This window comes from Niallia alba (assembly GCF_012933555.1).
Lineage (GTDB): Bacteria > Bacillota > Bacilli > Bacillales > Cytobacillaceae > Niallia > Niallia alba.
Genome location: NZ_JABBPK010000001.1, coordinates 4,918,852 through 4,933,353 on the forward strand (window position 1 = coordinate 4,918,852; position 14,502 = coordinate 4,933,353).

Below are 14,502 nucleotides of genomic sequence, written 5' to 3' on the forward strand. Positions count from 1 at the left end.
CTCCAAACCAACCTTATTTTCACTTTCCAATATGCTTGCTCTTCATTTCGCACGAAAAAAAGACTTTTTCAGTGGCCTCAGCTCAAGCTGCGAAGGGTCTTTCCACTACTTCCCCGCTAGAGTTAAGTGTCTTACGCTCCATTCCAGTCTTGTTTGAAATATTGATTATAAGCAACAACAACCTAAATTTTTTCAAGGTGAGCGTCTAGCCGAAATCTGCTTTTCTCTCACCTTTTTTTGTCAAAGTATGCTCTAATTATTTTTGGCTTATTTCGTTTGTTCGTATGCTGCTTTATACTCCTCTTTAATTGTATTTCCGCCAGAATCGCTCCAAGTTTTTACTGCCTTTTTAAATCCATCTAAATCAATTTCGCCTAATATATACTGATAAGTAGCATCTGTAATGATCTTTTGTAATTCAGAACCTTGTGATGTATTTGTTGGAGATTCTAAAGAATAAGCAGGATTTAACACTGCATAATTAGCATTGTCTGCAATCATCTCATCTGCTAATGCTTTAATAGGATTGGGATCCTTTAATCCATAGCCTGATTCTTTTGGTCTAGATGCCGCGAATGGCTGCACTTCTTGTGTCCATAAGTCCTGATTGATAATTTCATATGCACCATCATCTGTTAACTTATAATGAACATCTTCCATTCCGTATGTCATTAACGTGTATACTTCTGAATCTAATAGATCATTTACAAATTTAAGAATTCTCTTTAATTCCGCTTCATCCTTTACTTCTGAACGAGGGAATGCCAATAATCCACCAATTCCGTTATTCGCTGCCCAAATCGCACGCTCAGGTTGGGAATCAGAAACCATATCATTCACTAATGCTAATTCCATATTATCTTGGATACCCGTAGCCATTGTTTGCAGGTTTTTAGCGTCGAAAAGTGCTCCAATATAAATCCCTGCTTTTCCTTGTGCAAAGCTTTGTTGTTGGTCCGTTTTTGCTGTAACAGCGAAGTCCTTATTTATCCAACCATTTTTATAAAGCTCCTTCATATAATCCATGGTTTTGACATATCCATCTGATTCAAACTCTGGAATAAAGTCTCCATTTTCATCCATTCCCCATATATTAGGAGTGCCATAATAAGAACTTAATGTTTTAAATGCTCCATATATTAAATCGTTACGATCAACAAACCCAGTCGTATCGTTTTTGCCATTACCGTCTGGGTCATTTTCTGTAAACGCTTTCGAAACTTCCATTAATTCATCAACTGTCTTAGGAACATCAAGTCCTAAATTATCAAGCCAATCTTTACGCAAAACAACACCATTACGAGCTAAATCTTTCTGAAATGGAATGCCATAAAGCTTCCCTTCAATAGAAGCAGAAACACGCACATCCTCCGAGATTTCTTTTAGATTAGGGAATTCATCTAAATAGTCTTCTACATTCCAAAACATCCCTGACTTTAGCGCATTGCGGACAGATGAGTTTTCAAGAATTGTTAATGTAACAATATCTGCTAATGAATCCGAAGCTAATGCCGTATTAATCCGCTCTTCTTTTGAAGCATCTGGTATCCAAGAAAATTTAATTTCTGTATTTGTTTTCTCTTCCATTTTATCTAAGACCGTATCAGTTGGCGGGGAAGCTGTATGTAAAATATTCAGCCAAGTAATTTCAGCCTTACTATTTTCATCATACGTGCCAGATGATTGCTCTTTTCCACCACTACACCCTGCCAAAAACAGCACACTCGCAAAACTAACACTAGCTAACTTTAATAGTTTTTTCATTTGTACTCTCCTTTGTAATTTGATAAAGTGAGATTTCTATCAGTGGGGGTTTTCCGTTATCCCTCACGGATGGTTAGTTGAACCATCTAGACCTTTACGAACAGTTGATCTCCCGCCTATCTTTCTCGAATCCTCATAAGTTTACGTCCAGAGTCTTACTGTCCGTTAAGAGTGGGATAAATAGTTTTATCTTCTACTTCTTCTATATTTTGTAATTCTATTCTCGTAAACACTTGATTTGCTGTCCAAGTAATCACATAGAATAGAAAACTAATACCGAAGAAAGTGAGAATCCCAGGAAAAAACGTTATTGCTGTCCAATAAGTGGCACCAATTACGACAAACAATAATAGTGAGTATTGTAAACAGGAAAATCCAAAAATAAAAGACATTTTTATTCGAAAGAATATTCCTTTCCAGTTATAATGAGCCATTAGTGGATAGATAAAAATAGCTGAAAGGAAAAAAAGAAAGCATATGATAATCAGGCAGACTTTTAGATACCAGTTAGTAACATAGAGTAAATCGATCACCAACACATAACCAATCAATACATAAATCCAGCTTGTAATCATTGATTCCTTGAAAGACTCTTTATAATACTTCCAATAGGAAGAAAAAATAGGGATATTCGTATTTCCTCTCATCCATTGTCTCAGGATACTAACTAGTGCATAGGTTGCTGGTCCGGCACCAAAGAGTCCCACCCCTAATAAAGTAAAGAGCCACCAGAGGAAATTCACATACACCAGATTTAATATCGTTGTAAAAATGCAATTTATTTTTTCCACCGATTTTAACATCGAACTCCCCGCTTTCAACTAACCTTAATAAACACCATCCTCACCAAACCTTTTGGCAAGCTTATTCGCAAGCATCACTAAAACCAAGCCTACTAAGCCCTTAAATAAACCAACAGCTGTACTAAAGCTCAATTGTCCGTTCTTCAAACCAGCCGTATAAATATACGTATCAAAAATCTCCGCAACACTTCTATTTAATGAATTCAGTAATAGGTACATGTGTTCAAATCCTAAATCTAACGTGCTGCCTATTTTTAAGATTAATAATGTAATAATTACTGGTCGTATTGCCGGTAATGTTACATGCCATGTTTTTCGCAGTCTTCCTGCTCCATCCATCTCTGCCGCTTCATATAGTTGCGTATCTACAGCGGTAATAGCAGCAATATAAATGATCGTAGACCACCCTAGTTCTTTCCATATCACTTGTGCAATATAAACTGTTCTCGTCCAATCAGGTGATGTTAGGAAGCTAACTTTATTAAAGCCCACTGCCGCCAACATTTCATTAATTAATCCACCATCGACATTTAAAAATACATATGTAATGGAAACAATAATTACCCAGGACATAAAATGGGGGATATAAATTAACGTTTGGATACTAGATTTAAAATATTTGTTTTTGACTTCATTTAACATAAGCGCTAAGATGATCGGCATGGGGAAAAAAATGAAAATATTTAAAGTAAATAAGATAAGTGTATTACTTAGAAGCATGAAAAAGGTCGGTTCTGTAAATAAGCGAATAAAATGCTTCATCCCTACCCATGGGCTGCCCATAATTCCTAAGAACGGTTGATAATCTTGAAAAGCAATGATCAACCCGCCCATTGGTAAATACTTAAAAATAATAAAATAGAGAAAGCCAGGGAAAATCATTAAATAAAGAAGTTTGTTCTTTTTCACATTAGCCCAAGTTTTTTGTCTTCTGACTTTTTTTTGCTGCTTCATATTTAACTCTGATAATGTTTGATCATTAGGCTTAATGACACTTTCCATTTTGTACCCCCTCACTTTATGATGTGATGCTAATTCTTACCTTAGCATATTGAAAAAGTAGAATTACGTATATAATCATTATTTGATAACGCTTACATCTCTTGTTATATCACTGGTCTCCTGCACTCAATCCAATGTAATGATTACTACTTTGCCCACATGATTATCTGGTTCTCTAATATGATAAACCACTCATTTGGTAAGCGTTTTCTTTTTCTTAAATACTGATTATATACGGAATTAGCTTCTCCTGATAAAGTAGCTTTATAGAAAGAGGATAGGTTATTTCTTTAAAAGCTTGTGGTTAGCTTTACTTCTAAATACGCAGCAATTAAAACATTATTAGTTGTTGTGGAACAACTAGCTAGACAAAATATGAAGGAGGATCTATATGGAAAAAACGTATAAGAATAAGAAAATAACAAAAGGAGGACGGGCCTTTTCCATTATTAATGGAACAATTCTACTTATTATCGCCTTCATTTGTTTTTTACCTTTTGTAAATGTTATAGCTAGTTCCTTCGCTTCTACACAAGAAGTAGTGGCTAAACGATTTATCTTGATTCCTGAAACTTTTTCATTAGATGCATACCGTTATATCCTATCTACTCCGACACTCTTTAAATCTTTAGCTGTTTCGATTGGCGTCACCGGAATTGGTACACTAGTGAGTATGATTCTGACGTCTCTCATGGCTTATGGCTTGTCTCGTAAATATCTTCATGGCAGGGGCTTTCTTAACTTTCTTGTTGTTTTCTCTATGTTATTTAGCGGAGGGATGATTCCGACATTCTTAGTAGTGAAGGCCTTTGGATTAATCGATTCTTATTGGTCATTAATTTTGCCTGTAGCTATCAACGCATTTAACTTAATTATTATGAGAAACTTTTTCCAAGCACTACCTGATAGTTTAGAAGAATCGGCTAAAATGGATGGTTGTACGGATTTAGGTGTTTTTTGGAAAATAATGTTGCCATTAGCATTACCATCTATTGCAACAATTTCTTTATTTTACGCTGTTACTTACTGGAATACTTATATGACTGCTATCCTTTATATTAATGATTCTACAAAATGGCCTATTCAAGTTTTATTGCGTCAAATTGTTATTGTTTCGAGTGGCATGCAAGCAGAAGGCTCATCTGTTGATGTAATTCCTCCTGCACAAACGATTAAGATGGCTGTAATTGTTATTGCTACAGTTCCTATGCTTATTGCTTACCCATTTGTTCAAAAGTATTTCGTAAAAGGAGCATTGGTTGGTTCTGTGAAAGGATAAAAGTTAGTTATTCCTTCCCTATTAACATAAAAATTATCGGTGTTAACCCACAATATGAAAAAGCGTGCAAGTATAGGATGTCTTCTATCTTACACGCTTTTTTTGTTAATGATTATATTGTTTTCGATAGTCACCTGGAGTCATTCCTACTTTTTTCTTGAAAAAACGAATAAAGTTTTGGGAATTTCGATACTGTAATTTTTTGGCAATCTCTTTGATTGGTATATTTGTTTCTTGTAATAATGACTTTGCCTTTTGTAGCCGAAAACCCATTAGATAGTCAACAAAGTTTTCTCCATATTCTTTCTTGAAAACACTGCTTAAGTAATTAGGATTATAATGAAGACGGTCGGCAATAATATCTAGAGAAATTTCTTGGTCATACTCTGTCTGAATGATTTGAACAATTTTATCGGATAAAGAGCGAAATTCCTTATCTGTTTTATCCTGTGTGCTTATAATGATTGGCGTAATAAGGTGTTCAATTAGCATTTGCTTTATTCGATCAGGATAATAGGCATTTATCGCCTCATAATAAAGCGGCTTTATACTGTCAAAAATTTTCGCTTCCGCACCTAACAGCTGACCCAATTGAATAATCTCATTAATTAATCGAATAAGCGTTACTTCTAAGCTGACTGGATTTTTATTCATCCGGAAGATTTCGTCAATTAACGTGTCTACTGTCTCCTTCACTTCCTCCTCATTACCTGAGCGAATCGTATTTACTAGCTCATTTTGCAATTCTACAGGATATTTAGAAATGGAAGCATCATTCAAAAGAGGAGCAATATCATCATAAAAAATAATCGACTCTGGCCCTACATTTACACGATAGTGTAGCGCTTCCTTTGCTAAATCGACTGCTTTTTTGCTGCTGATTAGTGTTTTATAAACAGGACTTATCCCTACGCTGATAGTGATATCCAGATACTCCTTTGCGGCAGTTTGAATCTCCTCATAATACTTCATAATTCTTCGACTAGACTCATAATCATTTTCATCGGTTATAAATATGGTCGCTTGCATCTCATCGTTTAATACAATGGGGATTAATCTTTCCTTGTCAGGGACTATTTCCTCCACAATATTATTTAAAGCCAATAAGTATAAATCTTTCTCCACAATTTTTTGACTATCCATATTGTCGATTTGAATTAACCCTGTGTAAAAATGATTCGTTTCGTTAAAAAAATAACCAAATTGCTTTAATCGATGCTTTGCTTCATTTGCTGTAATTCTATTTCTAAATAAGCTTAAGACAAACAAAGTCTCGAGCTGCGGTTTTTGCATAGTTAAGCTAGCCACTAATGTTTCATTCTGTCCGATAATTTTATCAACAGAATCAGCGACAAGAGAAAGTTCACTTTTCTGGCCACTCACATCATGTATAGCTAGTTTCTCCTGAATTTTACGGATTGGCTGAGAAAATGAGTTAGCAAGCATATAAGAAATGATACCGACCAAAATGATCAACAGGGTCGAGACGATTAATAGACCAATCCTTGTATTATTAATCATATTGGATATTTCCGTCGGATTAATTTGCACTACATAAATCCAGCGATTATAGTCTGATTGGGCATACACATACTTTTCGCCGTCTGCGTCTACCATTTTGATGTCTTCTCCCTCGTTCATGATTGCTTCATAATTTTCGAGAGACAATAGCCTTGCTTTTTTCCTACTTGAATATAATAATTCATTTTTGCTATTATAAATTTCTACTAAATTATCTTTTTCATTATCAACAATCTCATCAATGCTGCTTCTTGGAATATTGGATATTCCTAAGGCAAATTTATCCCTTTGATAAATGGGCAAGGTCATAATCATCTCAATACCGGTACTAGTTGGTCGCCAAAATAAGCTTTGGGTTGCTTCATTAATATATTTTTGCTTATATTCTGCAATTTCCTCTTCAGATAATTCTTTCAGAGAACCCTCCATAATTCCCCAATTTTGATCAATGCTAATGAGATTATGCTTACTTCCTTCTATGCCCATCATTTCTATATAATTGATTTCCTTTTTTATATCCCGGTATGTATCAAAGTCTTTTCCCGACAAAGGCTGCTTAAAAATTGTCTCGAAAGTTGCAGTAGAACTATATGCTGTATATCCATATTCAATCGTTCGGACCTTTTGCTCTACATTGTTAAGGATTTGTTTTGTGTAGTTTTGCTTATCTTTCAGAAATTCCTCTTCGACGGAGTGATAGGTAGAGTTATAGATAAATACACTAAAGCCTACTACAATACTAATCCCTAATAAGAAAAAGGGAAAAAACAATTTGTAAAACAACCTTAATTTCTTCAAGCTCTCACACTCCTTGACTGAACTAATTTTATCACACTATTATTGAAAGCGTTATCAAATCATTCGATAGTTTAACTTTATTTACTAAAAAATAATCATTTTCTTATATCTGGAAAAAGATTATTTCCTAGTTTTTGGATTACAATATACATATAATAGCATATACTTCTTATCTTTTGCGAGAGGATTTTTTCACGTGTGCATCATATGTCTGATTGACAAATAGATAGATGAATTATAAAATGTGAACGTTAACATAATTACTAGGAGGAACTATGGTTACCATAAAGGATATTGCAAAGCTTGCAGGCGTTTCTCACACTACTGTGTCACGGGCGCTAAATAATAGTCCCCTCATTAAACCAGCTACAAAAGACAAAATTAAGAAAATCGCAGCAGAATTGCATTATGTCCCAAACTTTAATGCTAAAAGTCTTGTAAACCAGAAATCTTACACAATTGGTGTTTTTTTCTCTAGCATTAGCCATGGAACAAGTTCGAGTTTTCTAGTTGATGTCATTAAAGGAATTAATTCTGTTTTAGACGAAAATTATAGCATAGCAGTCAACGAGATAGATACACTCGTCCATTTTGATAAAGTTATTTCCAAGCGATTTGACGGAATCATCGTACTTAGTCAAAGTGATACAGACAACGCATTTATTTACTATATACAGCAAATCGGAATCCCAATGGTCGTGCTAAATCGCAGGTTGGATGATCCATCTATTCCAAATGTTTCTGCGAATGATCAGCTGGGCGTCGAAAATGCAATCGATGAAGCGATTAAGCTTGGGCATGAAAAATTGGGGTATATCAACGGAAAAAGCTCTTTTCGTTCCTCTGCGGAAAGAAAACAAGGATTTATTAATAGTTTATCTAAACATCATCTGCCGATACAATCAGCATATTTGGTAGACGGTGACTATAGCATGGAAAGTGGATATGATAGAATGACTCAACTATTAGAACTTCCCACCCCACCAACTATCGTATTTTGTGCTAATGATGATATGGCAATTGGTGCATTAAAGGCTTGTTTTTCGAAAAATAAGCAGGTACCCAGTGATATCTCGATTATTGGATTTGATGATATTACCTTTGCCCAATATTCTACTCCAGCCTTAACTACTATTCATAAGCCCATTGATAAAATTAGCGAAATTGGCACGCAAAAGCTTATAGCAATAATGAACAGTGAAACGTTAGAGGAAACTCAAATTTTAGTTGATACATTCTTAGTTAAAAGAGAATCCCTTAGTTACCCAACAAAACAGTCATAACTGTTTTGTTTTATCATAAAATGTTAACGTGTGCAAAAGGAGGAAATATAGTGAAGAAGCTGTCAAAACAACTAAAGCCAAATAGATCTTTTTTTCCAGAGAAAGTCATTCAATTTGGATCAGGTAATTTTATGAGAGGATTTCTTAATTGGCAACTACAGCAAATGAATAACCAACATTTATTTAATGGCAGTGCTGTGCTTGTGAAACCTACAAGACATCCTTCCAAAGTATCATTAGAGGAGCAAGATTATCTCTATACTGTCATCCTTGAAGGTTTCTTCCAAGGGGAAATTGTTCATACGAGTGAAATTATAACGACTGCTAATCGATTAATTAATCCTTATGACGAATGGGAAACATATTTACAATTAGCAGAAGATGAAGAATTAGCTTTTATCATTTCTAATACGACAGAAGCAGGAATACAATTTGATGAAAAGGACTGTCTCATTGATCAACCTTCTACTAGCTTTCCTGGAAAACTTACTGCCCTTTTATATAAGCGCTTTCAATTAAAAAACCGAGGATTTACGATTATCCCTTGTGAATTGATTGATCGTAACGGTGAAAAACTGAAAGAAGTTGTCCTACAGTATGCAAGCCTATGGAATTTAGAGCAAGACTTCATTAATTGGATTCACGCTGAAAATACATTTTGTTGCAGCTTAGTTGATCGTATCGTACCAGGCTATCCACGTGATCAAGCTGAACTACTTAATCAGGAACATGGTTATATCGATAACCTTATGGTAAAAGCAGAGCCTTATTTACTATGGGTTATCGAAGGTCCACAAGAATTAAAAGAAACATTTCCTCTTAAAAAAGCAGGGTTAAATGTAATTGTTACAAATGATATGACACCATATCGGGAAAGAAAGGTTCATTTGTTGAACGGTCCTCACACAGCAATGGTTCCACTTGGATTGCTTGCTGGTCTAGAAACAGTGGAAGATGTCATGAATGATAAAGATTTTGCTTTTTTTGTAAATCACTTAATGTCCCAAGAAATTATCCCTTTACTGCCTCTACCAACAGAAGAATTAAACACATATGCAACATCGATTATGGAACGATTTAAAAATCCTTTTATTCGCCATGAATTAACCTCTATCGCTTTAAATAGTGTCTCAAAATATAAAGCACGCTTATTGCCACTTTTAATAAAATACCAAGAAAAAAATCAAGAATTGCCACCGTTGATGACAGCTTCCCTTGCTGCATTATTCCTGACCTATCGTGGAAGCCAGTATAAACCAAATGATAGTCAAGAGGTGCTAGAGGTGTTTTCAAAAGCTTGGAAAAATCCGGAAACAGTTGCCTTTACTATCTTAGGCAATAAAAATCTATGGGAAAAAGATTTATCAACGGTTCCTGATCTAGTTGACGAGGTTACTACCTATATCCATAAACTTCGAAAAGACGGAGCAAGAGCTGTTTTAAAAAAGATGCTAAACAAAAAACAGCCCCCTTCCCTATTAAAGTTGAACGAACGAGACAATGTGGCGGTTGCACTGCGACCAATTACAGCCTCAGAAACATTATACCTAGATAGCATCTCTATTACAGCTAACCATGATATACCACAAGGACATAAAATAGCCTTAACAAATATTCGTACATCTACCAATGTCATCAAATATGGCTATCCTATAGGACATACGCTAAAGGAAATTACTCGTGGTGATTGGCTTCATACTCATAATGTGAAAACAAATTTAGATGGAGAACTAAAATATTCGTACCAGCAAGATATCCATCAAGTCAAATATCCAAAAAAGAACCTCACCTTCCAAGGATATAGACGAGCAAATGGAAAAGTCGGAATTCGCAATGACTTATATATTGTTCCGACTGTTGGTTGTGTAAATGGCACGGCTGAGTATATGTTGAAAGAATTCGAAGCTCTTCATCCTGACCTAGGTACATTTGATAATATTACGATTTTAAAACATCCATATGGCTGTTCTCAATTAGGCGAAGACCATGAAAATACAAGGAGTATATTAATAGATGCAGTGAAGCACCCAAATGCTGGAGGGGTTCTTGTTTTTGGATTAGGCTGTGAGAATAACGTGGTCGCTGAATTTAAAGAATTACTAGGAGATTATGATGCTTCAAGAGTTAAATTTTTAGTTGCCCAAGAGGTAGGCAACGAAATAGACGCAGGATTAGAACGATTAGAAGAAATCTATGAAGCTGCTAAATATGATCATAGAGAACCAATTCCAATAGCTGAGCTAAATATCGGCTTAAAATGTGGCGGTTCCGATGGTTTCTCTGGTATAACAGCTAACCCGCTATTAGGGGCATTTTCCGATTTCTTAATTTCCCAGGGCGGCAGTACCATTTTAACAGAAGTACCTGAAATGTTTGGAGCGGAACAAATGCTTATGGCACGAGCGGAAAACGAACAGGTTTTTGAGGATATTGTGCACTTAATCAATGACTTTAAACAATACTTTCATTCCTATGGGGAGCCTGTGTATGAAAATCCTTCCCCAGGAAATAAGGCTGGCGGGATTACTACTCTAGAAGATAAATCATTAGGTTGTACCCAAAAAGCTGGCACAGCACCCGTTGTAGATGTTCTGCAGTACGGAGAGAAAATCTCCAAAAAAGGGCTAAGCTTACTGCAGGCACCAGGCAATGATTTAGTTGCCTCTTCTGCTCTCGCTGCAGCTGATTGTCACTTAGTTTTATTTACAACAGGCAGAGGAACCCCATTCGGCAGTTTTGTTCCAACAGTGAAAGTAGCAACCAACTCAACTATTTATGAACACAAAAAGCATTGGATGGACTTTAATGCTGGTCCTTTACTAGAGCGGCAAATGAATGAAGTTCTGGAAGAATTTATTGAAAAAGTGATTGCTGTCGCAAGCGGAGAAAAAACGCGCAACGAAGCAAATGGCGTCCGCGAAATCGCTATATTTAAAACAGGAGTTACTTTATAACAGATTTGTAAATTAGAAGTTTATCAAGGAGTTTGGCTAAAAGTGTAGAAGATTGATGTAGCGTAGTGCTAGCTTGTACTTGAAAAGAAGTTCATTTGGTACTTTCTTGGAAGCTGGAGGCTCTGAGGTGTCTTCTCTGTTACCTTTTTTATCTTCTTTTGGGCATAACGGGCTCTGAGATAATAAAAGCAACTATAAATCATAAATAACGAAAGAGGGATTCTAATGTTTCTAAATGATCAATTTCTATTAAAAAATGATATCGCGCAAAAACTATTTCATGACCATGCAAAGCAGATGCCTATTATTGATTACCATTGTCACTTAGACCCTAAGGAAATTTATGAAAATAAACATTTTAAAAACCTAACGGAAGCCTGGTTAGCTGGCGATCATTATAAGTGGCGATTAATGCGTGCAAATGGAGTTCCAGAGTCCTATATTACTGGAAATGCTTCTGATTATGATAAATTTTTAGCATGGGCACGCACTGTGCCAAAAACGATTGGCAATCCATTATATACATGGACTCACTTAGAATTAAAGCGCTTCTTCGGAATAGATTTATTACTAAATGAGGAAAATGCTCCTCTTATTTGGGACTTAGCAAATGAAAAATTAACTACTGACGACTTCAAGCGTCGTAATATTATCACTAACTCAAATGTAAAAGTAGTTTGTACGACCGATGATCCTATCGATGACTTACACTACCATCAACTATTAAAGGACGAAGAACAGCATTTTCAGGTGCTTCCTTCCTTCCGTCCCGATAAAGTATTAAATATTGACCAAAATGGATTTATAGAGTGGATAGAAAAGCTAAGTACACAATCACAAGTTTCCGTCACTTCCTATCAAGGATTAATAGACGCTCTTAAAACTCGTGTAGCTTATTTCCACCAAATGGGTGGCAGACTATCTGATCATGCACTAGATATATTAACGTATGAGGAGGCAGATGAAAAAACGCTTGAAGCTATTTTTCAAAAAAGACTTAAAAATGGAGCATTATCTTCCTATGAAATCAGCGCTTATCGTACCGAGACATTATCTCGCTTAATCGGTTTTTATCATGCGCATAATTGGACAATGCAGCTTCATATCCATGCATATCGCAATACCAATTCAGCACTGTTTGATCAAATCGGTCCTGATACTGGATATGACGGAGTGAACGACCTTCCTCTTGCAATTCCTTTGCAGCGCCTTTTAAATCGAGCAGAAAAAGACGGGAAATTACCTAAAACGATTCTTTATTCTCTAAATCCAAATGATTTCTTTGTTTTAGCTACTTTAATGGGATCCTTTCAAAAAAATACACCTGGTAAGCTTCAGCTAGGATCAGGATGGTGGTATAACGATACGAGAGCTGGAATGCGTCATCAGTTAACAGTTCTTAGTGATGTTGGTCTTCTTTCCTCTTTTGTAGGGATGCTGACAGACTCGCGAAGCTTTCTTTCTTACACAAGACATGAATATTTCCGCCGAGTACTCTGTGAGTTTATTGGAGAAATCGTAGAACGTGGCGAAGCACCAGCAGACGAAGACCTGCTCGGTAGCCTAGTAGAAGCCATTAGCTATGATAATGCTAAACAATACTTCGGATTTGAGCGTTCTTATGTTGAAAATCATCCACGGTAATCATAATCATAATCATAATCTAGAGGCAAATCAGCATATGACATTAAGTCTCTCCCTTTTGGATGATAAAAAAAGACCCTTCATACTGGTTTTTCCAGGTGGAGGGTACCACCATTTAGCAGAAAAAGAGGCAAAACCTATCGTAAATTGGCTTCATTCGATTGGATATCATGCTGGAATCCTCTTTTATCCTGTTGGAATAATCAATCCTATAAGTATCATCAATCAACTGGAAGAAGTATTTATGCAACTACACAGTAATGCAGATAACTGGCATTTAGTAGAGAATAAAATAGGTGTGCTAGGCTTTTCTGCTGGTGGACATCTTGCAAGTCTAGCCTGCACAAAAATTAGTAATCGAGCTAACGCTTTGGTTTTATGCTATCCAGTTGTTACCTTTACAGAACCATATGGGCATTCTGGAAGTCGAGAGCATTTTTTAGGAAAAAATCCGCCTAACCATCTAGTGAAGGCCTATTCGGTTGAGCATTTAGTCGATAAAAATATGCCACCAACTTTTATATGGCACACAGCGGACGATCAATCTGTTCCTATTCAAAATACCATCATGTTAGCAGAAAGCTTGGCAAAGTTCAGCATCCCGTTTGAATATCATATTTTTCCTTCTGGAAAACATGGATTAGCATTGGCAGAGGATTCCCCCTATGTCCATCGATGGCTGAGCTTAGCCGAAGCTTGGTTAAAAACTATTTTTGTATGATAAATCCATTTCACTGACTAGAATACTGGAGGAAAAATAATGCCAGACAAAATAACAATATTTATAGCAGGAGATTCTACAGCAGCAGAAAAAACAGCTGATAGGCGCCCGGAAACTGGCTGGGGAGAGAAGCTTTCTGCTTTTTTCACAGACCAAATTGTTATTGATAATAGAGCCATCAATGGCAGAAGCACAAAATCTTTTATAAATGAGGGACGACTATCTGCCATTGAGCACACTATTCGTCCTAGAGACTATCTATTTATTCAATTTGGACATAACGATCAAAAAGATGATCCAGTGCGCGGAACAGAACCTTACGGAGACTATCAAAAAAACTTACATACATTTATAAATACCGCCTTTAAACATGGTGCGCAACCAGTATTACTCACTTCTGTTTCTCGCCGGCATTTCACCGACCAACTCATTGATTCTATGTCTCTTGGCGAATATCCACTAGCAATGAAGCAATTTGCAAAGACACACAATATAGCGCTTCTGGATATTCATAAAAAATCGATGGAACTGTTCCAATCCTTAGGCCCTGACTTGTCTAAAAACTATTTTCTTCACCTTGAAGCTCATGAATCTAGCAATTATCCAAATGGAATAAAAGATAATACCCATTTTAATGAATATGGGGCAGAAGCAATAGCCCAGCTTATTAGTAATGCGCTAAAAGAAAGTGATCTACCTTTAAAGAGATTCTTAAAATAATCGTTCAGGAGGG

Annotated in this window: 10 protein-coding genes and 1 pseudogene; 7 read left to right on the forward strand and 4 right to left on the reverse strand. The window is 36.0% G+C overall.

All coding sequences use genetic code 11. The features are described from left to right. Positions 1-267: 267 nt before the first annotated feature. The 3 genes from HHU08_RS23340 to HHU08_RS23350 all read right to left on the reverse strand — a co-directional run bounded on the left by HHU08_RS23340 (position 268) and on the right by HHU08_RS23350 (position 3,521). Complete coding sequence (locus HHU08_RS23340) at positions 268-1,764, reverse strand: extracellular solute-binding protein (protein WP_169189443.1); 1,497 nt, start codon at positions 1,762-1,764, stop codon at positions 268-270. Between the two features lie 155 nt (positions 1,765-1,919). After that, positions 1,920-2,567, reverse strand: a complete 648-nt coding sequence (locus HHU08_RS23345) for a YesL family protein (protein WP_169189444.1) — start codon at positions 2,565-2,567, stop codon at positions 1,920-1,922. 24 nt (positions 2,568-2,591) lie between these two features. Then, the gene (locus HHU08_RS23350) at positions 2,592-3,521 is read right to left on the reverse strand and encodes an ABC transporter permease (protein WP_235679011.1); all 930 of its coding nucleotides are present in this window, start codon (positions 3,519-3,521) and stop codon (positions 2,592-2,594) included. Between the two features lie 439 nt (positions 3,522-3,960). Here HHU08_RS23350 and HHU08_RS23355 point away from each other — a divergent pair, with 439 nt between their 5' ends. Continuing rightward, complete coding sequence (locus HHU08_RS23355; protein WP_016205228.1) at positions 3,961-4,848, forward strand: carbohydrate ABC transporter permease; 888 nt, start codon at positions 3,961-3,963, stop codon at positions 4,846-4,848. A 105-nt stretch (positions 4,849-4,953) separates the two neighbouring features. Here the strand turns inward: HHU08_RS23355 and HHU08_RS23360 are convergent, their stop codons facing one another. Next, entirely contained in the window at positions 4,954-7,167 is a 2,214-nt protein-coding gene (locus HHU08_RS23360; RefSeq protein ID WP_169189446.1) for a helix-turn-helix transcriptional regulator, read from the reverse strand. Between the two features lie 275 nt (positions 7,168-7,442). On the opposite strand from HHU08_RS23360, the gene HHU08_RS23365 reads away from it, so the two are divergent. The 6 genes and pseudogenes from HHU08_RS23365 (at position 7,443) to HHU08_RS23385 (ending at position 14,489) form a co-directional block, all read left to right on the forward strand. Beyond that, positions 7,443-8,450 carry a LacI family DNA-binding transcriptional regulator gene (locus tag HHU08_RS23365; RefSeq protein WP_101729960.1) on the forward strand — a complete coding sequence of 336 codons (1,008 nt, stop codon included), beginning with the start codon at positions 7,443-7,445 and terminating at the stop codon, positions 8,448-8,450. A gap of 20 nt (positions 8,451-8,470) precedes the next feature. Continuing rightward, positions 8,471-9,889: pseudogene (locus HHU08_RS25290) on the forward strand (tagaturonate reductase); the annotation flags it as partial. A 9-nt stretch (positions 9,890-9,898) separates the two neighbouring features. Further along, the gene (locus HHU08_RS25295; RefSeq protein WP_040342743.1) at positions 9,899-11,404 is read left to right on the forward strand and encodes a UxaA family hydrolase; all 1,506 of its coding nucleotides are present in this window, start codon (positions 9,899-9,901) and stop codon (positions 11,402-11,404) included. A 225-nt stretch (positions 11,405-11,629) separates the two neighbouring features. Further along, positions 11,630-13,048 (forward strand): glucuronate isomerase, encoded by a 1,419-nt coding sequence (gene uxaC / locus HHU08_RS23375; RefSeq protein WP_101729962.1) that lies wholly within the window; start codon positions 11,630-11,632, stop codon positions 13,046-13,048. Beyond that, the gene (locus tag HHU08_RS23380) at positions 13,026-13,769 is read left to right on the forward strand and encodes an alpha/beta hydrolase (RefSeq protein WP_169189447.1); all 744 of its coding nucleotides are present in this window, start codon (positions 13,026-13,028) and stop codon (positions 13,767-13,769) included. The genes uxaC and HHU08_RS23380 overlap by 23 nt, the downstream gene beginning before the upstream one ends. Before the next feature lie 39 nt (positions 13,770-13,808). Further along, positions 13,809-14,489: a rhamnogalacturonan acetylesterase gene (locus HHU08_RS23385; RefSeq protein ID WP_016201645.1), complete on the forward strand. Its 681-nt coding sequence runs from the start codon at positions 13,809-13,811 to the stop codon at positions 14,487-14,489. The last annotated feature ends 13 nt before the right edge of the window (positions 14,490-14,502 follow it).